Source organism: candidate division KSB1 bacterium (genome assembly GCA_034505495.1).
In the GTDB taxonomy this organism is placed as follows: domain Bacteria; phylum Zhuqueibacterota; class Zhuqueibacteria; order Residuimicrobiales; family Krinioviventaceae; genus Fontimicrobium_A.
Map to the genome: position 1 here is coordinate 35,765 of JAPDQV010000008.1, position 20,473 is coordinate 56,237.

The following is a 20,473-nucleotide window of genomic DNA, read 5'->3' on the forward strand; positions in this document are numbered from 1 at the left end:
TTTGACTTTCGACCCATTTTTAACCTTGCTTTATCGCGGTCCGCAACGGCCACTCCTTGCTTTCCGTACGTGCCCGCTGCATCATATCGACGATAGCCTGAACCACATCGGGATGTTCTGCGGCAACGTTGCGGGATTCTCCTGAATCGATGGACAAGTCGTATAATTCCACAGCACCGTTCGGATCATGACGAATGCCCTTCCACTTTCCCCATCGAACGGCCTGTTGCGATGCGAGGCCTTCATGAAATTCCCAATAGAGAAAATCATGATGCCGTTGCGCTTTTTCATTTCCCAAAAGAGCGGTCGCAAACGAAATACCGTCAATCCCCGATGGCGCCGCAATTCCGGCCAGATCGGTTAAGGTCGGCAGAATGTCCCATAAAGCAAACGGGGTTTCGATTGTTCTACCGCCTGCGATGCGCCTCGGTGCGTAAGCGATCATCGGCACGCGGATGCCGCCTTCATACAAGTCGCGTTTGATGCCGCGCAGACCGCCGCTGCTGCGACTGAATTCAGGTGAAAACCCTCCCTCGCGATGCGGGCCGTTGTCGCTGCTGAAAAAGATGAAGGTATCCTGCTCGATGCCCAGCTGCCTAACCTTTTCCACAATACGGCCGACATGCTGATCCAGCAGTGAAATCATCGCCGCATGCGCTTTTTGTGCCTCCGGCCAATCATAGTCGGCATAAATACCATAATCTGGGATTTCCATGCCGTGCTCGGCGCCGCTGAGATAATATTCATTGTTGGCATGCGGAATGGTGGTGGAGAAGAAAAGAAAGAACGGCTCTTCGGCGTGGTCCGCAATGAATTTTTCCGCTTCCTCGATCATCAGATCGGGAACGTAATCGAGCCGCTCGACTGCCGCAGAGCCTACGCCTTTGGCATACCCCTCCTGTTCGAACACCACTTTGTTGCGCAGGGGTATCTTTTCTTCATTTCGCCAAATATAATGCGGAAAATAGTTATGAGCGTGTACTTGGTTGAGGTAGCCGAAAAAGTAATCAAAGCCTTTTTTGCGCGGCTCACCGGTAGAGCCCTCTTCGCCCAGTCCCCATTTGCCGATCAGCGCCGTTGTATAGCCGGCTTGATGCAGAATTTCAGCGATAGTCATATCCTGCGGCTCCAAGGGTACCAGAGCATTGCCGCGCACTCGAGTATGCCCCGTATGCTGACCGGTCATCAACGCGCTGCGCGAAGGAGCACAGACCGTGCTGCCGGCATAGAACTGCGTAAAACGGACGCCTTGAGAAGCCATTCGATCGAGGACCGGCGTCTTGATTTTTTCCTGACCATAGGTTCCGAGATCGCCGTATCCCAAATCATCCGCCAAAATCAAGATAAAATTCGGCTTCCGACTCTCCCTTCCGCATTGCAGAAAAGAAAAAGCCGCACCCGCCGATGCGGCTCGTTTGATAAACTCACGTCGGTTTAGCTCTGCCATAACTGCATCTCCTTTCGGTTTTGGGAACCAAACCGGTCAAAGAATCAGCCGCAGACTGTCGCGGAAAACGCCCTGAGCGCCAAAACTTTCTTTAAAGCGCGCCAGTCCCCAATTGGGATCCTCGTTGACCGTAAAAATGCCGAAATCCAAAAAGCCGTAGCCGCTGCGGATGCCCCAATCTACAATATCGTGAAACAGACAATTCACGCCGCGGTACTGCTGATAGTCATCGTCATGAGAGATGTAAAAGGCGAGAACCACGCGCGGATTGCACACAAACATGACGACGCCGGCGACCATTGTTCCATCGGGCAGAAAAGCTGCAAACAGTTTGATCCGTTCCGGATAAAGCTCCTTGAGGCGCATCAATTCCGGCAAAGTGTGTGTGGGATTGACGCCGTGGCGAAGGCGCAGATTCTTTTTGAGAATATCGTAAAAGCGGGTATAATCGTCGGGCGCCTCGGTCTCGCGCACCGTTACGCCCAGCTTTTTGCCGCGCCGCACGGCGCGCCGCGACATCTCGCTGAACGTCGACAGAATCTCGTCGGTCGAAAAATCGAGCGGAATGACGCTCGAGATCTCCCGCTTGCGGTAGATAAAGCCGTTCTTGATCAATGCAAAATCGATATAGTTGCTGGGACGTCGGAGATAGATTTGCGGCGGAGGGGTCACATCGAGCGCCGCGTAACCCTGACGACGTCCGTAATCGACGAACGCATGAACCAGCGCAAACGCCTCTTCGATCGACAGCGTATCGCGAACGACAAAACCGCCGTACGAGGCGCCGCGGTGGGAAATGAGTACGCGTCCTCCCTGTTCGGGCCAGGCGACGGCAGGCATGACAGCCAACAGGCGGCCTTTTTTGTAAAACAACAACGAAGCGTCGACAAAACGATCGGCAGGGTGATAAGAAAGAAAACGCCGCGTATGGAACAGGGTACCGTTATTGGCCGACCAGACAAACTCTTCCCACTGCGGCGTCAAATGCTCTGCAAAAGGAACGACTTCGATCGACACGGATGCCTCTCAATTTGCCATCAAATGTACCAGAATCGCCTTTTGGATATGCAGCCGGTTCTCCGCTTCGTCAAAGACGATGGAGTGAGGTCCGTCGATGACCTCATCGGTAACCTCCTCGCCGCGGTGAGCGGGCAGACAATGCATGAACAGGCAGTCGTCCGCCGCATGCACCAGCAATTCGGCATTGACTTGATACGGGCGAAAGATGCGTCGGCGCTGCTCGGCTTCTTCTTCCTGTCCCATGCTCGCCCAAACATCCGTATAGACCACATCGGCATCCTTTACCGCTTCAATCGGGTCGTGCAGCACGCGGATGGAGCTGAGACCGGCATCCTGCGCCCGACGCAGAATGTCGCCGTTCGGTTCATAACCTTCCGGACAACCGATGCGCAGATCGAGCTGCAGCCGCGCCGCCAGATTGATCCACGAGTTGGCCACGTTGTTGCCGTCGCCGATGAACGCCACCTTTAGATTTTCATAGCGTCCTTTGTGTTCCGCCGCTGTAAAAATATCGCCCATTACTTGACAAGGGTGCGTCAGATCGCTCAGCCCGTTGATCACCGGTACCGATGCATGGCGCGCCAGCCCTTCCACAATGTCGTGGCCAAAAACGCGCGCCATGATGCCGTCGACATAACGCGACAATACCCTCGCCACGTCGGCCACCGACTCGCGCTGACCCAACCCGACTTCCTGAGGGCTTAGGTAAAGGGCATGGCCGCCGAGCTGAACCATGCCGACTTCGAAAGAGACTCTGGTTCTGGTCGACGGCTTTTGAAACAGCATTGCAAGCGTCTTGCCTTTCAGCAGATGGTGCTCCTGTCTTGCTTTGGTCTTGGCTTTGAGATCGGCGCACAGCTTAAAGAGGGTAAAAATTTCTTCACGTGAAAAATCGACAATCTGCAGAAAATCTCTCTTCACGGCTCCTCCGCTACAGAATGTATTGACTCAAATCTTCGTCTTCGATGATCCCCTGGAGCTTTTCGCGTACGACCTTTTCGGTGATCTTGATCGTCTTGAGCTCTTCGCACGGCAGACGATAGAGATAGTCCTCGAGCAGCAGGCTCATCACCGTGTGAAGGCGTCGTGCGCCGATGTTTTCGGTCTGCATGTTGACCTCATAGGCGATACGGGCGATTTCGCGCACCGCTCCTTTGGTAAAGGTGATCTTGGCTCCTTCAGTCTCGATGAGCGCCGAGTACTGTTTGATCAACGCGTTCTCCGGTTCGGTCAAGATGCGCTCGAAATCTTCCGCCGTCAGGCTCTTGAGTTCGACACGGATGGGAAAACGACCCTGCAGCTCGGGAATCAGATCAGAGGGTTTGGCGATGTGAAAGGCACCCGAGGCAATGAACAAAATATGGTCGGTACGCACCATGCCGTATTTGGTGACCACGTTGGTTCCTTCGATGACCGGCAGGAGGTCGCGCTGCACGCCCTCGCGGGATACGTCGGGTCCGCTGCCGCCGCCGTCCCCGACAATCTTGTCGATTTCGTCGAGAAATACGATGCCGGTTTCTTCGACGCGGCGGATGGCCTCGCTGACCACCTCATCCATGTCGATGAGCTTTTGCGTTTCCTCTTGTTGCAGAACGTTCAGCGCCTCGGCAATGGTCATGCGGCGTCGCTTTTTGCGCGGCGGCCCGATCGGTCCGAAAATATCCTGAAAATTCACCCCCATTTCCTCGACGCCGATCGGCGAAATCACCTGCATGACCGGCGAAACCTCGACCGAAACCTCCAGCTCGATCATGCGGTTGTCCAACTTGCCCTCTTCCAGCTGCCGGCGAATTTTCTCGCGATTGCGTCGCCGCTTTTCCTCCCACTCGGCTTGGCGCCGACGTTCCTCTTCGTTCATCGCCCGACGGTGCCGCCGTTTCGGCAGCAGAATGTCCAACAACTGCTCTTTGGCCAGCTCGCGCGCCTTGTCCTTCACCGCCTCGATATATTCCGATCGCACCATGTTCACTGACTGATCGACCAGATCGCGGATGATCGACTCGACGTCGCGACCGACATAGCCGACTTCGGTAAACTTGCTCGCCTCTACTTTGATAAAAGGCGAGCGGTCGAGTTTGGCCAAACGTCGCGCGATTTCGGTTTTACCGACTCCCGTCGGCCCGATGAGAATGATGTTGTTGGGCATTATTTCTTCGCGCAACTCGGACGGCACCTGCTGTCGCCGCCAACGGTTGCGCAGGGCTATGGCAACCGATTTCTTGGCCGCATCCTGCCCGATAATGTATTTATCCAATTCCCTGACAATATCCTCGGGAACCATGCTCATGCCTATTCCTTTTCGTCGTAGAGAAGAGCCGAGGGATTCCTAGAGTTCTTCGATAATGATTTGATCGTTGGTAAAAATGCACATCTGCGCCGTCAGCAGCATCGCTTCGCGGGCAATGCCCACGGCGTCGAGCTGCGAGTGCTTCATCAAGGCGCGGGCAGCTATCAGGGCAAAGTCGCCGCCTGAGCCGATGGCGACCAAATCGTCATCCGGCTCGATCACATCGCCGGTTCCGGAGATGAGAAAAATGTTCTTTTCGTTCAGCACCGCCAACTGAGCTTCCAAACGACGCAGATAGCGGTCGGTGCGCCAGTCCTTGGCCAACTCGACCGCAGCTCGGCTCAGATTGCCGTTGAATTGATCAAGCTTTTCCTCAAATCTTTCGAAAAGCGTAAAGGCGTCGGCGGCTGCGCCGGCAAATCCGGCCAAGACCTTGCCGTTGTATAGCTTGCGCACCTTGCGCGCGTGGGCTTTCAGAATAGTGTCGCCGTAGGTCACCTGACCGTCGCCTGCAATCACGGCTTTGCCTTTGTGACGCAGGGCAAGAACGGTCGTGGCGTGGATAATTCTGCCGCCGGTCATGTCAAATCCTCCGTCTGAGGCGCGCAACCGGAATATTCATCTGCTCCCGATACTTGGCGATGGTCCGCCGCGCCACGTTATAACCTTTCTGCTTCAGAATCTGGGAGATTTTGAGATCGTTGTACGGCTTTTGCGGCGGCTCATTTTCCACGATCTCTTTGATGAGATTCTTGATGATCTTGTTGGAAACATCTTCGCCGTCTTCCGTAGTGTATTTTTCACTGAAAAAGTGCTTGAGCTCAAAGATGCCGTACTCGGTCTGCACATATTTGCCGTTTGTGACGCGGCTGATGGTGGAAATATCCATGCCGATGTCGTCGGCAATGTCCTTGAGGATCATCGGCTTAAGGTGCTCCGGACCTTTTTCGAAAAAATCCCTTTGTCGGTTGACGATCGCCTCCATGGTTCGGAGAATGGTCGCCCGGCGCTGATGAATCGAATTGATGAGCCACCGCGCCGACTCGAGCCGCTGACGTATAAAGTCGCGCGCCTCTTTGCTGGTGTGTTTTCGGTCGAGCAGCATCTTTTTATATTCGTTGTTGATGCGCAGCGGCGGTATGTTGAAATCCTGCATGATGATCTTGAACTCGTCGCCCTCGCGCCGCACTTCCAAGTCCGGTACGATGTAATCGTTCGTGTTGGTCGCATAGCCTTCACCCGGTTTGGGATTCAGTTTGGTGACGGCTTCATAAATTTCCTTGACCTCTTCGATGTCGATTTCCAGATTTTTGGCCAGTTTTTCGAAGCGCTTGTTCTTAAAATCATCGAAATAGTCGCGGATCATGCGGACGGCAAGCTCGTTGCGCGGCTTTTGCTGATGCAGCTGAATCAGCAGGCATTCCTGCAGGTTGCGCGCGGCAATGCCGGGCGGATCGAATTCCTGAATCACGCTGAGCACATGTTCCACCAGGTCGACGTCCTCTTCCAAATTCTCGGCGATCGTCTCCACATCCATGGTAAGATACCCGGAGCTGTCCAAATTCCAAATGATATACTCGCCGATAAGCTGTTCGTGCGGATTCAGCTCGGAGACGTGCAGCTGCGTGAGCAGATGATCGGTCAGGCTCTCCTGGTAAACAGGAACATTGGCATTCTCTTCCTCCTCACCCTTTTCACGCGGCAAATGCACTTCGTAATCCGAATCGTCGTGCAGAATGGTCTCCCAATCGATCTCTTCCTTTTCTTTTTCGAGCTCGATTTCACCAATTTCCTGCTCGTCGAGCGCTTCCTCATCCTTTTCATCTTCGAGTTTGAGCTCGATTTCCGGTTCCTGCTCCATCTCCAAATCCATCTCCTGTTCCTGGTCAATTTCCAGGAGAGGATTCATTTCCAGCTCCATCTGGATACGCTGCTCGAGACTCATGATCGGCAGCTGCAGAAGCGACGACAACAAGACCTGTTGCGGCGATTGCCGCAGTTCCATCCGAAGTTGTTGTCCCAATCTTACCATGATCGTTGCTCCCGAACCGCACTATTTTTCATGACGCTCCCTTTTGCTGCTGTTCCTAACGATCCAAGCGAAAACTTTCTCCCAAGTACAATCTTCGCGCTTCCGGGTCGTGCGCGAGATCGTACGCCCGTCCCTCTTTAAGCACAGTCCCCTCGTAAAGCAGGTACGCACGATCGGTTATGGACAAGGTTTCGTGCACATTATGATCCGTAATCAACACGCCGATGCCGCGTTCCCGCAGCCCGGCAACGATCCGTTGAATATCCTCCACGGCGATCGGATCAACGCCTGCAAACGGCTCATCCAAAAGGATGAATTTGGGATCCGTCGCCAGAGCTCGGCAAATTTCCAGGCGTCGCCGCTCACCGCCGGAAAGCGTTATTGCCTTGTTTTTTGCCAGCCGCGTGATGCCGAGGTCATCCATCAAGGCGTAGGCCTTTTCCCGCTGTTGTCGGCGCGTCAACGGCAACGTTTCCAAAATCGCCAGCAGGTTCTCTTCAACGGTCAAAAAGCGAAAGACCGACGCTTCCTGTGCCAAATAGGCAAGGCCTTTGCGTGCGCGTTTGTACATCGGAAGACGCGTTATATCCTCATCGCCGAAAAAAATGCGGCCGCTCTCGGGGCGAATCATACCCACGATCATATAAAACGTCGTGGTTTTGCCTGCTCCGTTTGGGCCCAACAAGCCCACCGTTTCGCCCTGCCGGATCTGCACGCTGACGTTGTTGACCACGCGGCGCTTGCCGTAAACCTTGACCAACCCTTCGCTTCTAAGAACCAGATCCTTCATCCGATATAACGGCTTCCTTTTTGCGTTTATTCTCTGCAGCCTCCATTCCCAACCTGCTAATCAGCGCCTGCAGCTCTATTTCCGGCTTGGCCAGGATTTTCGGCGGAGAAAATTCTCCTTTCGAGGCGGCAGGCGAACTTGCGACGCGCACCCTGTCGATTTTACGATCCTTGAAGGCAATGAACAGCGTGTCGCCCAATACTTTGTTCAAGCCTTTTTCGACGCCGTCTTCAATGACATGATAATAGCTGGTGGCGCGGCCGGTGATCCGCACCGAATCGATCTGCTCATCGGAAAGATGCACCATCATCTGTTCGCCGCTGAGCAGGTCAAAAGGCGTGCGCACTGGAACCAGAGAATCGACCGGCGCCGCAGCTAAGGCGTTACCGACGATCTCGATGGCGGTCACCTGGGCGTCACGCAGATGGAGCGTCACAGCCGAGCCGGTGAGGCGCTGCCGATCCTGCTTGACGCGCGGCAAATGCGCGAGCCTGACGGCATTCTCCTTACGCAGATAAATTAGCGTATCACAGCGGGCTTCCAGGTCTCCCCGCAGTACAAGTACGCTGTCCGACACGACGATCCGATCTCCGTCTTCAAACATCTCAAAGAACACGCCGCGGATGATCAGCTCGCCGCCGTCGGTGCTGTCGACTCGCGTCATCTGCGGTTTGCCGATGACCCTGGCGTAACCGCTGCGACGATCGTACTCGATGCGCGTTCCGACGATCGTGGTCCGCTCCTTTTCATTCGAAAGAACTGCGGCACCCTCTGCGGATGCCTTTTCCGTCAAATCATCGTAGCAGATACGCAGCGCACGCAAACGGTGGGAAGCGTCGCTCAGCTCCGCGTTGCCTTCGATGCACGTGACGCGCGTCGCTTCCTCATAGGTCACCTGATCTCCGGACAACGTTCGACTGGAATCGACGAACCGCACGCTGCCGGTAAGCACCGTTCGGCCTTCGGACAGATACTGCACGGCCTCATCGCAGGTCAGTATTGCGGAATCCTGGCGAAATTTTACGTTACCCTTCAGGCGGCGAATCTCGCGATCGCCCAACCGTTGACCTTCCAAAACATCCGCATGCTCGAGGATCAGCTTGGACGCTTTTTTTCTCTGATCGGCCGCACTGACGACAACGGCAAAAACGATAAGCGGCAATAGGGTGTAAATTCGCCCCTTCATTCCCGCTTTTCCACAGCTGCCGAGTCGGGAGCAACCAAGGTCGAATCCTTGCGGGAAGGTTTTTTCGATTTGAACTGCAGGTCCGCTCCCTTGTGAATTATGCCCTCGAACGGCTTTTGTATATGCCAGTCGTTCATCTGCGTATCGGATTCAAAACCAACGCCGCGCAGCGTATCGCCCTTGTCAGTGGTCACCATCACCGTCACATTCGAGTAGATGCGGTTCCTCTCTTTGTTGAAAAAAAGCTCATCCGTGTAGAGAGTGAAACCGCTGTCCGACTTGACGACCACATTGCCGATCGCTTTGACGTTGGTTGTATTGTCGTCCAGCTCACCACCGTCCGCAGTCAAAACCGAGGCATGCTTTCCATCCTGATCGTAAAAATCGATATGCACGCCCTGATCAAAGATGAGCAGCGAGCGATTGGCGTAGCGCCGCATGTGACCGGCGCGGATGACCGCCTGCAGATTGCCGCGGTCGGTCGCCGTGACGGAGAAATTCCAAATCTCCTGATCGGGTTGATCGCCCTGCACCACTACGTCCGGCTCGATGTCGTGCGAACTGCAGGCCAACCAAAGCAGCGCTGCCAACGCCGCCCATTTGCGCTTCATTTAAACGCCCCCATGCCGGCTTCCAGCAAATCGTGCAGATGCACCATGCCTACCGGTCGATTTTCATCATCCACGATGATCAGCTGAAGGATATTGTGCTGCTCCATAATCTGAAACGCCGACAGCGCCGTTGATCCGCACCGCGCAGTTTTCGGATTGGGGTTCATCACCTCCAAAGCCTTCATGGAAGTCAAATCGCAGGGTTTCTGCAGCAAACGCCGCAAATCCCCGTCGGTAATGATGCCCGCCAGTTTGCCGTTTTCATCGACCACGCAGGTACCGCCGAACCGCTTGCGCGTGATTTCGGAAATGACTTCCGTCATACGGGCATCCTTGGAAACCACCGGCAGGTAGCTGCCGGTGAACATGATATCGTCGATTTTCTGCAGCCGACGTCCCAAAGAGCCGGCCGGATGCAGAAAGGCAAAGTCCTCCGAATCGAAATCGCGTTGCTCCAGCAAAGCCACCGCCAGGGCGTCGCCCATGGCCAGCATGGCAGTCGTGCTGGCAGTCGGCGCCAGGTCGTTCGGGCACGCCTCGCCGGCCACGCCGACGTCGATGACAATGTCGCTGCGAGTGGCCAATGAGGAGCGAAGATTTCCCGTCAAGGTAATGATCGGTACGCCGATGCGCTTGAGAATGGGAATCAATGCGCTGATCTCGTCGGTGTTGCCGCTTTTGGACAGACAAATGACAACGTCATCCGGCGTAACCATGCCGACGTCGCCGTGAACCGCATCGGCGGGGTGAAGAAAGAACGCCGGGGTGCCGGTGCTGCTGAATGTGGCGGCGATCTTTTTGCCGATGAGCCCCGACTTGCCGATGCCGGTTACAATCACCCGACCCTTGCAGTTAAGAATGGTTCGCACGGCGCGTTCGAAACTTTCATCGATGCGGGGAATCAGGGCGGCCACAGCCTCGCTTTCGATGCGTAGGACGCGTCGTGCGCATTCGATGATTACATTCTTATTTTGAAGCGGCGGAAACGGCCCGCTGATCGGTTTCTGCATGCTCATAGCGGCGCTTCGACCTCGAGCGTTTTTCTCAATTCATCGATTCGTTTGATCTGAATAAGCAGCTTTTCCAGCTTTTGCAGCGGCCACATGCTGGCGGCGTCGCAGAGGGCCTCCGAGCAGTTGGGATGCGTTTCGATAAAGACCGCTTCGCATCCGGCGGCAACGGCGGCGCGCGTCAAGGCCGGAACGAATTCCGGGTTTCCGCCGCGTGGATCGCTCGACGAGATGCCGTAAACTCGGATGGCATGCGTCGGATCGATGACCACCGGATAACCCAGCCCCCGCATGATCGGCAGCGAGCGAAAATCGACCACCAGATTATGGTAACCGAAAAAAGTGCCGCGCTCGGTGAGCAGAATCCGTTCGTTCCCTTCATGCTCGATCTTTTGAATGACGTTCTTCATGTCATGCGGGTCAAGAAACTGCCCTTTTTTAACATTGATGACTCGGCCGGTGCGGGCCGCCGCGACGGTTAAACTGGTCTGCATGGAAAGATACGCCGGTATCTGCAGCACATCCAGCACCTCGGCCGCCGCCTTGGCCTGATGCTCGTTGTGAATGTCGGACAGCACCGGAATGCCGAGCTCCTGCTTGGCTTTTTGCAGAATGCGCAGACCCTCTTCTAATCCGGGTCCCTGATAGCTGGTCGAAGAAGAGCGATTGTCTTTGAGAAAGGAGGATTTCAAAATATAGGGAATGCCGTATCGCTCGGCAAGCTTTTTGACCGCTTCGGCAGTCCGCAAAACCAGCTCTTCCGACTCTATGACGCAGGGACCGGCGATCAGTGTAATGGGCTGACCGGGACCAATCTTAATATCTCCCACTTGAACCGTCTTCATCATGGTTCTCCAATCCGTTCAATTCGATCCGTTTATTTTGATAGGCAATAGCCGCCGTCACAAAATCACGAAAGAGAGGATGCGTATCCAACACCCGCGATTTCAATTCGGGATGGAACTGCACGCCAACGAACCAGGGATGATTCGGCAGTTCGATGACCTCGACCAGATTATTGTCGGGATTGATGCCGGCGATCAGCATTCCATGGCGTTTGAACAGCTCGACGTATTGATTATTGACTTCGTAGCGATGGCGATGGCGTTCGCTGATCAACGTTTTGCCGTAGGCTTTATAAGCGCGGCTTTCGCGCACCAGCCTGCATTTGTATGCGCCAAGCCGCATGGTTCCGCCCAGTTCCGTGACGTCGATCTGCGTCTCCATCAAATCGATCACCGGATGCGGTGTATTCTTGTTGAATTCGGTGCTGTTGGCGCCGGCAAGGCCGCAGACGTTCCTGGCAAAATCGATCACGGCACATTGCAGGCCCAAACAGATGCCGAAAAAGGGCAGGTTGTTTTCGCGCGCATAGCCGACTGCCGCAATCTTGCCCTCGCTGCCGCGCTCGCCGAAACCGCCAGGCACCAACAGGCCGGCGACGTCGTCCAAGTACTCGGCCGCATTCTCCCGCGTCAAAACCTCGGAATCGAGCCATTTAAGCTCGACTTTGGCGTCATTATCGACGCCGGCATGCACAAAGGCTTCGATGATCGACTTGTAGCTGTCGCGCAGCTCCGTATATTTTCCGCAGATACCGATGCGGACAAAATGGGAAGGATTTTGCACCTTGCGGACAAAGGTCTTCCAACCCGTTAAATCGGCTTCGCGTTTGGGCAGACCCAAGCGGGCCGCCACTTTGTCGCCCACCCCGAACTTTTCGAAGGAAAGAGGAATCTCATAAATCGTATCCGCATCGCGCGCCTCGATCACCATTTCGGGCGAAACGGAGCAGAAAAGGGCAATCTTGTCGCGATCCGAGTTTTCCAGGGGACGATCGGTACGGCAAAGCAGCATGTCCGGCTGCAGACCGATTTCGCGCAGCTTCATGACCGAGTGCTGCGTCGGCTTGGTCTTCATTTCGCCCGAGTTGGCCAGGTAAGGAACGAGCGTCAGGTGTATGATCATGACGTTCTCTCGCCCCTGTTCGAGAATGAATTGGCGGATGGCTTCTAAAAACGGCAGCCCCTCGATATCGCCGACCGTGCCGCCGACCTCGACAAAGACAACGTCGTATTTGCCGCTCTGCCCCACCTTGAGCACGCGCCGCTTGATTTCGTCGGTAATATGCGGAATCACCTGCACCGTTTTGCCGAGAAAATCGCCGCGCCGCTCGCGCTTGATCACGGTTTCGTAAACCTGGCCGGCGGTCGTGTTGTTGTCGCGCGTCATGTCGGTGTGGATAAAGCGCTCATAGTGGCCGAGGTCCAAATCGGTCTCCACCCCGTCGTCGGTGACATACACTTCGCCGTGCTGATAGGGACTCATGGTTCCCGGATCGACGTTGAGATAGGGATCGAGCTTCATGATCGTCACGTCGAAACCGCGCGCCTTAAGCAGCCGCCCGATCGATGCCGCCGCAATGCCTTTTCCCAGCGACGAAACCACGCCGCCCGTTACGAAAATATATTTGGCTTTCTTTGTGCCGGTCATAATGAACGCTCTCGTATCATTTTCTCTACTTCAACCGCATCTTGAGGGGTATCCACACCCCAGGTGGCAAAGTCGCAGATCCCCACTTTAATGGTCATGCCGTTTTCCAAAGCGCGCAGCTGCTCGAGCCGCTCCGCTTCCTCGAGACTCGAGGGCGGCAGGGTCGTCAACTTGAAAAGCGCTTCGCGTCGATACCCGTAAATGCCGATGTGTTCAAGATAGGGAAAGCGTTCCAACCGCCGTGAAGCGTCCTTTTCATCCCGCAGATAAGGGATCACGGCGCGGCTGAAATACAATGCATGGCCGAAACGGTCCAAAACCACGCGCACTTTATTGGGATTTTCCAAATCTTCAGCGCTTTTAACTCGTCTGGCCAGCGTGGCAAGATCGGCCGTTTCATCTTCAAGCAGCAGGGTCGCCGTCAGCTCTACTGCGCGCGGATCAATCAAAGGCTCGTCTCCCTGGACGTTGATGAAAATATCGGCATGCAATTGCCGCGCGACAAAAGCGGTGCGGTCCGTACCGGAAGGCAGGTCAGAGGGAGTCAGGACGGCGCGCCCGCCGAAAGCCGCTACGGCTCCCGCAATGCGCTCGTCGTCCGTCGCCACCAGCACCTCATCGATGTCCCGCGCCTGCGATACCCGCTCATACACCCGCTGAATCATCGGCTTGCCGGCAATGTTTGCCAGCGGCTTGCCCGGAAAGCGCGTGGACGCCCATCGTGCCGGAATTATGACAACTATACGCTTGTCTGCTTTCAACCAATCACCTTGGGTACGCTGAAAAACCCGTGATGTGCGCGCGGCGCGTTAGCCAGCGTTTCCTCCTGAGTCAGCCACGGCTTCACTTGATCGTCGCGCAGTACGTTTACCTGCTCCAACACGTGAAAAGTGGGCTCTACTTGCGATGTATCCAATTCATTCAGCTTTTCCACATAAGAGAGGATCTGATTAAATTGATCCACAAACACCCGCTTTTCTTCTTCACTAAAGGACAACTTGGCCAGTAAGGCAATTTTTTCTACTTGCTCGATCGTAACCGACATAGACAGATCCTTTTGCATGCAAAGTCCAATGAATATAAAAGAACAGCCGCTCAGAGTCAAGCTAAAAGTGGCCTGCCGGCATAATATTTGTTTAGATGTGGTTGAACAAAAGAGAGGGCATAAAAAAAGCGCCGTCGATTTGGCGGCGCTTTTTAGATTCTTAAGCGGGAATTATGGTGACAAACTTTTTATCTTTTCCGCTCGAATAGTATTTGACCGTGCCGTTGACAAGGGCAAACAGCGTGTCGTCTTTGCCGATCCCGACATTGGGCCCGGGATGAATGCGCGTTCCGCGCTGCCGTACGAGAATGCTTCCCGCCGTCACGACTTGGCCGCCGAAACGCTTGACGCCCAACCGCTTGGCATTGCTGTCGCGACCGTTCCGGCTGCTTCCTACACCTTTTTTATGCGCCATGCTTGGTTCTCCCGAATGGAATGATTAAGCCGTGATTTCCTTGATCTGCAGCGCCGTCAACAGTTGACGGTGACCTTTCAATACTTTGTAACGTTTGCGACGCTTCTTCTTGAACACAAGAACCTTGTCCCCACGGGTCTGCTCAAGGATCGCCGCAGTCACTTTGGCGCCGTCTACATAAGGCGCACCCACCTTGATCCCCTGCTCATCGGAAACCAGCAGCACCTTATCGATCGAAATTTCATCGCCCTGCTCTCCAGGCAGGCGATTCGCCAGCACGACATCGTCCTTCTTGACTTTGAACTGCTGTCCCGCTATTTCCACTACCGCGTACATCGGCGTCCATCTCCCTAATTATCGTCATTTTAAAAGCTTATTAAAATACTAAAATAGGCAAAAAAAGTCAAGACATATATTTATCAGTAAGGTCTTCCTCACCGTGCTTGTCCAAAAAACGAAATTCATCCAGGCTGATGTTTTCATCAGCAATGACCTTGAAACGCATCCAATAATGCCAGCTCATGCGGCGGATAAAACTGCGCACTCCGCTGGTCAGGAACTTGGCCAGCTCCGGATGAACAACCAACTGGACGCTTCTCTCTCCGCCTTCGCTGCGGTACCGTTTGATCCAGCGCTCGATCTTGTGCGCAATCGTCGTTTTAGAGATGACGCGGCCGGTACCCATGCAGGCGGGACACGGTTCAGAGATCGAGTACAGGAGCGCCGGACGTACCCGCTCCCGCGTCATCTCCACGATACCAAACTCGGAAATCGGAGCAACATTGGTCTGCGCGCGATCTTTGGCCAGCTCCTTTTTAAATTCTTCAAGAAGCTTTTGTTTGTTTTTGGGATCCACCATGTCGATGAAATCGATGATGATGATGCCCCCGATGTCGCGCAGCCGCAGCTGACGGGCGATCTCACGCGCCGCCTCGAGGTTGATTCTCAAGCTGTTGGCATCGTGATTTGCCCGGCCGGCAAATCTGCCGCTGTTGACGTCGATCGCAGTCAAGGCTTCCGTATGATCGAAAAAGAGATAGCCGCCGCTCTTGAGCCAGACTTTGCGGGAAATGCTGCGGTTGATCTGTTCCTCGATATCATACTCGTCGAACAGAGGAGTCTTTTTGTCATACAGCTTGACGCGATCGACCAGCTGAGGTGAAACATCCTTGAGGTAGCGGACGATCTCCTTGTACATCTTTTTATCGTCGACGATCAGCTGCTCGATATCGTTGCTAAAGAGATCGCGGATGACGCTCGAAAGCACACCGACATCCTTGTAGACCAATGCCGGCGGTTCGACGGAGCGCATCTTTTTCACCAGCTGGTCCCATTTTTTCATGAGGCTTTCCAGATCGGCCTTGAGCGCTGCCTCGTCCTTTCCCTCGGCGACGGTACGAATGACCAGTCCGAAATTTTCCGGTCGGATTTCGCGACCGATCTTTTTCAAGCGAAAACGCTCTTTGCGGTTTTGAATTTTTTTCGAAACGCCGACGATGTTGTCGTTGGGGACCAGAACAAGATAGCGGCCCGCCAAAGAAATGGCAGTGGTCACGCGGGCGCCTTTTTCAGAAATCGGTTCCTTGGTCACCTGAACGAGGATGTTGTCGCCGCGCTTAATCGGCAGGCCGTCCCGTTTCTGATCGAGCTTGGGAAACTGTTGATCCTTTTTGGCGTGGGGATCGAACCCGATCAAGTGATCGTCAATGTCGGAAAAATGCAAAAAGGCATCCTGCTTGTGCCCGATGTCGATAAAGGCAGCCTGAAGTCCTTTTAAAACTTTTGCTACTTTGCCGTAATAAATGTCCCCCACCATGCGTTCCCGTTCAGGAAGCTCATAATAGAGCTCCACCAACTGTTTGTTCTCCAAAATAGCGATTCTCGTCTCACCCAAGGAGACGTTGATTGCAATGATTTTGCTCATAGTTCCTCTACACTTTTTGTTACTGCGTCAAATCCATCGGATCGATTCGTCGGTCGCCGTTCTGTACCCATAAAGCGCGCCGATGGATGGAAGCAGATGCCGCCGGTTCTTCGGCGTGGGGGAAAACAAGGGCCAAGATTTCATCGATGCGGATGCTTTTGCCTTCAACAAAGGCCGTCGTCAGGGCGAAACCGCTGTCGTTCAGCTCATATGCGAGCAAAAACGGCCGAATGTCGACGACCTGGAAGCCTGTCTCTTTTTTTCGTTCCACGCGCAGCTCGGAACAACTGAACAATTGACCGAGCCGTTCAACGGCGGGTTCACACTCTTTTCCGTTTGTTAGAAAAAAATCATAGACAGCTCGATTGATCACCGCTGCCGGCGCCGGGGGCCGATGATCCAAAATCCGCTGCTGCAGAAGCCTCATCCCATGCGGCAGAAAAGGCGACAAGGCTTCAATAAAATTCGTCTCTTTACTTCCCGCAAAGGCGATATCCAGATATTCCGCCTCGCTGGTCAAGCCGGTCGGCAACGGCGGCCCGTAGGCCAATTTGGGATGCGGATTGAATCCTTGCGTAAAGACGACCGGCAGCTTGGAGCGGCGCAAAGCCATCTCGATCAGCCGCATCATGTCGAGATGCGACAGCCATCGCAGCTCCTCGCCGCGGCTGTAACGCAGGCGCGCATAGAGCACTCTTTCGTCGCTCGACCGTTCGATCATTGCAGGCGGCTCCCAGATCGGCGCCTCGTCGTTTTGCTGCGGCTTTGGGCTGGAATCCGCGAACAATTCGCGACACACTTTTTGTCCCATGAGGCCGCAGGCGTGGCATTCGCTGAGTCGGCAATCAGGCAGCTGTTCTTCGCCCAGAGCGCGGCGATATTCATCGCGCAGAAACTTTTTGGTCACACCCTTGTCAATGTGATCCCAAGGAAGGGGATCATCAAAAGATCGTTCCGCCAGATAGTCTGCAAATTCAAGGCCGTTTTCCTGCATCGCCGTTTCGTAACGCGAAAAATCGAACAGCTCCGTCCAGCCGTCCAGTTTTGCGCCCAGCTCCCAAACTCGCCGGACGACCTTGGCCAATCGACGGTCGCCGCGGGCAAGCAGTCCCTCGGCATAGGCGGTCTCCGGGTCGCGTCTGCTCACTTTGACGTTTCGCCAACGCATTCTTTCCAATAAATAGTCCAGCTTGCGTTGACTTTGCTCTCGGGTGTCCTGAGCCGCCCATTGAAACGGAGTATGCGGTTTGGGAATAAAAGGCGACAGCGAAACGTGAATGCGCCCCCCTTTTTTCGCCGCAATGCGTCGGACCTGGTCGACCAGATCGATCAGGCCTTCCAAATCCGCATCGTTCTCCGTCGGATGACCGATCATGAAGTAGAGTTTGACCGTCTCCCACCCTTCACGAAAAGCCAGCTCCACCGCCCGCAGAAGCTCTCCCTCGCTGGTGGCCTTGTTGATGACGTTGCGCAGCCGCTGCGATCCGGCTTCCGGCGCCAAGGTCAAACCGGATTTACGCACGCCGCGTGCATACCGCGCCACCAACGGTGTAAAGCTTTCCGGCTTGAGCGAGGGAAAAGAAATGTTGATGTTCCTGCTGCTGAATTCGGCTGCAAGCAGGTACATCAATTTCGGCAGCTGCGTATAGTCCGAGGTCGAAAGCGACAGCAGCGACACCTCCTGGTGCCCCGTCGCCTCGATGTTGCGTCGCGCCTGCTCCAGGAGATCCTCCGGCGAGCGCTCCCGCACCGGGCGATAGATGATTCCGGCATTGCAAAAGCGGCAGCCGCGTGAACAACCGCGGGCGATCTCCAAAGACACCCGATCATGGGCCGTCGGAATCAACGGGACGAGCGGCTTGTCGGGGTAATATTCCGGCTTTAGCTCCTCGACGATCTGGGCGCGGATGCGCCGCGGCACGCCCTCCCGTACCGGTTCAAGGGCGCGAAATTTTCCCGTCTCGTCGTACGCTTCGCGATAGAATTGCGGAACATAAACCCCCGGCATTTTGGCCAATTCGAACAGCAGATCTGCACGGGAGACCTTGCTTCTTTTCGCCTCGCGGACCATTTCGGCGATCTTTGGTGCAATTTCTTCCCCGTCGCCGATCACCACCGCATCCAAAAACTCGGCAATCGGTTCGGGATTAAAGGCCGACGGTCCGCCGGCAAAAATCAAGGGGAATCCCTCTCTTTCCCGTGCCGATAGCGGAACCCCGCCCAAATCTAAAAGATTGAGTATGGTTGGAAAGTGCAGTTCATACTGCAGCGTAAAGCCGACGATATCGAACTGATTGAGCGGTGTTCGCGTCTCCAGGCTGAACAAAGGGATCTTTAGCTCGCGCATCTTTTGCTCCATATCGATCCATGGAGCAAAGACCCGCTCTGCGTAAACGCCCTTAATGCGGTTAAGCAGATGATAGAGAACGGCAAATCCCAAATAGGACATGCCGATCTCGTAAACATCCGGAAAAACAAGAGCAATACGCAGGTCGACGTCAGCAGGAGATTTGCGGACAATATTGAATTCGTTGCCGATATATCGTCCCGGCTTGGCAACGAAGGGCAACAAACGGTTCAGATCGGTTTCGCGAACAGTTTGGATGGCGACAACTCTCTCAATTTATTCATCCATTAACTGTTCTAATATACAAAGATTTATCCTAAAATCTGAGCACTTTTTGTCGCCCGCCCTTGAAGCCGTCCTATAATCGCTTCGTCATGCCGCCAGACCGGCATTCCTGACGAATTCCATCCCCTTTTCGACAGCGGTCCGATTGAGAGGCAACAAATTCTTACGCTTGATGATGAACGGCAGTGCTTCCATCGCGCATTCCGCCGGTAGGATGCCGCTCAAAGCAATGTAAGCGCCCAAGATGATCATGTTGGCGACGCGCGTATTGCCGAGTTCGTCCGCCATCTGGGTCGCCGGTATGGCCAAGCTTTTGACGTCGTTCCGCATCGGTTGCCGATGAATCAGCGAAGAATCGTAAATAATCCAACCTCCGGGCACGACGATCGGCTCGAATTTATCTAGGGAGGGCAGATTCATGGCGATCAACACCGTCGGTTTGGAGACCAACGGCGAACCGACGCGATGCGTCGAAAGAGTGACATGGCAATTGGCGGTGCCGCCCCTCATTTCCGGGCCGTAGGATGGCAGCCAGGAAACATGATAGCCGTTGATCATGCCGGCCTGAGCCAAGCCGATCCCCAGAACGAGAATGCCCTGCCCGCCAAAACCGGCAATCACCAGCCGCTCGTTTCTTTCCTTAGTGGCGGAGATTTCCGTTTGGACGGACGTTTCCTTTGGAAGCTCTAATTTTTCGGCAATGCCGTCCACAGAGAAAGAGCGTCGCTCGGCAGGCCGCGGCGCGATGCGATCCGAGATGTCCTTATAGACCCCGAGCGGAAACACTTTGAACATCTCTTCTTCGATCCAATGCTTGGCTTCGACCGGTGTCATCTTCCAGCCGGAGGGGCAGGCGGACAAGACCTCGACCAAAGAAAAGCCTTTGTTGTCGATCTGATTGCGCAGCGCCTTGCGTACGGCGGCGCGCGTTTTCATAATGTGCGCCGCATCGGTAATAGCCGTTCGTTCGACATACACGGGCGCTTCGAGAACGGAGATGAGCTCCGAAACGCGCAAAGGGAACCCTTCATTTTCGGCGTGCCGGCCGAACGGCGTCGTGGTCGTTTTTTGTCCCATGAGCGTGGTGGGCGCCATTTGGCCGCCGGTCATGCCGTATATGGCGTTGTTGACGAAAAAGACCGTAATCGCTTCGCCGCGGTTGGCCGCCTGGAGAATGTTGTTGGCGCCGATCGCCGCCAAGTCGCCGTCTCCCTGATAGCTGATCACGATGCTGTGCGGATGCACTCGTTTGATCCCCGTCGCCACTGCCGGCGCTCTGCCGTGCGCGCATTGTATGTTGCCGACGCGAAAATAGTAGTAGGCAAAAACGCTGCATCCGACCGGACTAATCAGAATTGTGCGCTCGCGAATCTTAAAGTCGTCCAAGGCCTCGGCAATGAGCTTGTGAAGGACGCCATGGCCGCAGCCGGGACAATAATGCGTTACATCCTTGAGCCCCGATTTACGCTCATAAATCGAATAAAAGCTGTTCGGTTTTAAAAAGGCGTTCGCTGCCATAGGTTATGCCTTTATCAGTTGCGTGACTTGTTCGATGATCTCTTCCGTTGTAGGCACGACGCC

19 protein-coding genes are annotated in these 20,473 nt (G+C 54.7%); all 19 read right to left on the reverse strand.

Annotation, left to right across the window (positions count from 1 at the left end; translation table 11 throughout):
• Positions 1-19 precede the first annotated feature (19 nt).
• The gene (locus tag ONB24_05180) at positions 20-1,447 is read right to left on the reverse strand and encodes an arylsulfatase (GenBank protein ID MDZ7315499.1); all 1,428 of its coding nucleotides are present in this window, start codon (positions 1,445-1,447) and stop codon (positions 20-22) included.
• A 36-nt stretch (positions 1,448-1,483) separates the two neighbouring features.
• Positions 1,484-2,464 carry a GNAT family N-acetyltransferase gene (locus ONB24_05185; GenBank protein MDZ7315500.1) on the reverse strand — a complete coding sequence of 327 codons (981 nt, stop codon included), beginning with the start codon at positions 2,462-2,464 and terminating at the stop codon, positions 1,484-1,486.
• Between the two features lie 9 nt (positions 2,465-2,473).
• Positions 2,474-3,388, reverse strand: coding sequence for an ornithine carbamoyltransferase (gene argF, locus ONB24_05190; protein ID MDZ7315501.1), 915 nt, complete (start codon positions 3,386-3,388; stop codon positions 2,474-2,476).
• A 10-nt stretch (positions 3,389-3,398) separates the two neighbouring features.
• Positions 3,399-4,754 (reverse strand): ATP-dependent protease ATPase subunit HslU, encoded by a 1,356-nt coding sequence (gene hslU / locus ONB24_05195; protein ID MDZ7315502.1) that lies wholly within the window; start codon positions 4,752-4,754, stop codon positions 3,399-3,401.
• 39 nt (positions 4,755-4,793) lie between these two features.
• The gene (hslV, locus tag ONB24_05200) at positions 4,794-5,336 is read right to left on the reverse strand and encodes an ATP-dependent protease subunit HslV (protein ID MDZ7315503.1); all 543 of its coding nucleotides are present in this window, start codon (positions 5,334-5,336) and stop codon (positions 4,794-4,796) included.
• 1 nt (position 5,337) lies between these two features.
• Positions 5,338-6,786 (reverse strand): RNA polymerase factor sigma-54, encoded by a 1,449-nt coding sequence (gene rpoN, locus ONB24_05205; protein MDZ7315504.1) that lies wholly within the window; start codon positions 6,784-6,786, stop codon positions 5,338-5,340.
• A gap of 55 nt (positions 6,787-6,841) precedes the next feature.
• Entirely contained in the window at positions 6,842-7,567 is a 726-nt protein-coding gene (lptB, locus tag ONB24_05210; protein ID MDZ7315505.1) for an LPS export ABC transporter ATP-binding protein, read from the reverse strand.
• A complete protein-coding gene (locus ONB24_05215) occupies positions 7,557-8,762 on the reverse strand; it encodes a hypothetical protein (GenBank protein ID MDZ7315506.1) in 1,206 nt (401 codons plus the stop codon). The genes lptB and ONB24_05215 overlap by 11 nt, the downstream gene beginning before the upstream one ends.
• Positions 8,759-9,373: an LPS export ABC transporter periplasmic protein LptC gene (gene lptC / locus ONB24_05220; protein MDZ7315507.1), complete on the reverse strand. Its 615-nt coding sequence runs from the start codon at positions 9,371-9,373 to the stop codon at positions 8,759-8,761. Before lptC ends, ONB24_05215 begins: the two co-directional genes overlap by 4 nt.
• Complete coding sequence (locus ONB24_05225) at positions 9,370-10,389, reverse strand: KpsF/GutQ family sugar-phosphate isomerase (GenBank protein MDZ7315508.1); 1,020 nt, start codon at positions 10,387-10,389, stop codon at positions 9,370-9,372. The genes lptC and ONB24_05225 overlap by 4 nt, the downstream gene beginning before the upstream one ends.
• Entirely contained in the window at positions 10,386-11,228 is an 843-nt protein-coding gene (gene kdsA / locus ONB24_05230) for a 3-deoxy-8-phosphooctulonate synthase (GenBank protein ID MDZ7315509.1), read from the reverse strand. The genes ONB24_05225 and kdsA overlap by 4 nt, the downstream gene beginning before the upstream one ends.
• Entirely contained in the window at positions 11,200-12,876 is a 1,677-nt protein-coding gene (locus ONB24_05235; protein ID MDZ7315510.1) for a CTP synthase, read from the reverse strand. The genes kdsA and ONB24_05235 overlap by 29 nt, the downstream gene beginning before the upstream one ends.
• Positions 12,873-13,637 (reverse strand): 3-deoxy-manno-octulosonate cytidylyltransferase, encoded by a 765-nt coding sequence (gene kdsB, locus ONB24_05240; protein ID MDZ7315511.1) that lies wholly within the window; start codon positions 13,635-13,637, stop codon positions 12,873-12,875. Before kdsB ends, ONB24_05235 begins: the two co-directional genes overlap by 4 nt.
• Positions 13,634-13,921 (reverse strand): Asp-tRNA(Asn)/Glu-tRNA(Gln) amidotransferase subunit GatC, encoded by a 288-nt coding sequence (gene gatC, locus ONB24_05245; GenBank protein ID MDZ7315512.1) that lies wholly within the window; start codon positions 13,919-13,921, stop codon positions 13,634-13,636. Before gatC ends, kdsB begins: the two co-directional genes overlap by 4 nt.
• 160 nt (positions 13,922-14,081) lie before the next feature.
• Positions 14,082-14,336: a 50S ribosomal protein L27 gene (gene rpmA / locus ONB24_05250; GenBank protein MDZ7315513.1), complete on the reverse strand. Its 255-nt coding sequence runs from the start codon at positions 14,334-14,336 to the stop codon at positions 14,082-14,084.
• Between the two features lie 24 nt (positions 14,337-14,360).
• Positions 14,361-14,672: a 50S ribosomal protein L21 gene (rplU, locus tag ONB24_05255; protein MDZ7315514.1), complete on the reverse strand. Its 312-nt coding sequence runs from the start codon at positions 14,670-14,672 to the stop codon at positions 14,361-14,363.
• A 67-nt stretch (positions 14,673-14,739) separates the two neighbouring features.
• Complete coding sequence (locus tag ONB24_05260) at positions 14,740-16,260, reverse strand: Rne/Rng family ribonuclease (GenBank protein ID MDZ7315515.1); 1,521 nt, start codon at positions 16,258-16,260, stop codon at positions 14,740-14,742.
• A 19-nt stretch (positions 16,261-16,279) separates the two neighbouring features.
• Positions 16,280-18,832, reverse strand: coding sequence for a TIGR03960 family B12-binding radical SAM protein (locus tag ONB24_05265; GenBank protein MDZ7315516.1), 2,553 nt, complete (start codon positions 18,830-18,832; stop codon positions 16,280-16,282).
• Positions 18,833-18,979: 147 nt separating this feature from the next.
• Positions 18,980-20,410 (reverse strand): 2-oxoacid:acceptor oxidoreductase family protein, encoded by a 1,431-nt coding sequence (locus ONB24_05270; GenBank protein ID MDZ7315517.1) that lies wholly within the window; start codon positions 20,408-20,410, stop codon positions 18,980-18,982.
• Positions 20,411-20,473: the final 63 nt, after the last annotated feature.

Bases quoted from the DNA above. Each gene is read 5' to 3' on its own strand.
- lptC (MDZ7315507.1), bottom strand. From the start codon at position 9,373: ATGAAGCGCAAATGGGCGGCGTTGGCAGCGCTGCTTTGGTTGGCCTGC.
- ONB24_05270 (MDZ7315517.1), bottom strand. From the start codon at position 20,410: ATGGCAGCGAACGCCTTTTTAAAACCGAACAGCTTTTATTCGATTTAT.
- hslV (MDZ7315503.1), bottom strand. From the start codon at position 5,336: ATGACCGGCGGCAGAATTATCCACGCCACGACCGTTCTTGCCCTGCGT.
- rpoN (MDZ7315504.1), bottom strand. From the start codon at position 6,786: ATGGTAAGATTGGGACAACAACTTCGGATGGAACTGCGGCAATCGCCG.
- ONB24_05180 (MDZ7315499.1), bottom strand. From the start codon at position 1,447: ATGGCAGAGCTAAACCGACGTGAGTTTATCAAACGAGCCGCATCGGCG.
- rplU (MDZ7315514.1), bottom strand. From the start codon at position 14,672: ATGTACGCGGTAGTGGAAATAGCGGGACAGCAGTTCAAAGTCAAGAAG.
- hslU (MDZ7315502.1), bottom strand. From the start codon at position 4,754: ATGAGCATGGTTCCCGAGGATATTGTCAGGGAATTGGATAAATACATT.
- ONB24_05215 (MDZ7315506.1), bottom strand. From the start codon at position 8,762: ATGAAGGGGCGAATTTACACCCTATTGCCGCTTATCGTTTTTGCCGTT.
- rpmA (MDZ7315513.1), bottom strand. From the start codon at position 14,336: ATGGCGCATAAAAAAGGTGTAGGAAGCAGCCGGAACGGTCGCGACAGC.
- ONB24_05225 (MDZ7315508.1), bottom strand. From the start codon at position 10,389: ATGAGCATGCAGAAACCGATCAGCGGGCCGTTTCCGCCGCTTCAAAAT.
- ONB24_05260 (MDZ7315515.1), bottom strand. From the start codon at position 16,260: ATGAGCAAAATCATTGCAATCAACGTCTCCTTGGGTGAGACGAGAATC.
- gatC (MDZ7315512.1), bottom strand. From the start codon at position 13,921: ATGTCGGTTACGATCGAGCAAGTAGAAAAAATTGCCTTACTGGCCAAG.
- kdsA (MDZ7315509.1), bottom strand. From the start codon at position 11,228: ATGAAGACGGTTCAAGTGGGAGATATTAAGATTGGTCCCGGTCAGCCC.
- ONB24_05235 (MDZ7315510.1), bottom strand. From the start codon at position 12,876: ATGACCGGCACAAAGAAAGCCAAATATATTTTCGTAACGGGCGGCGTG.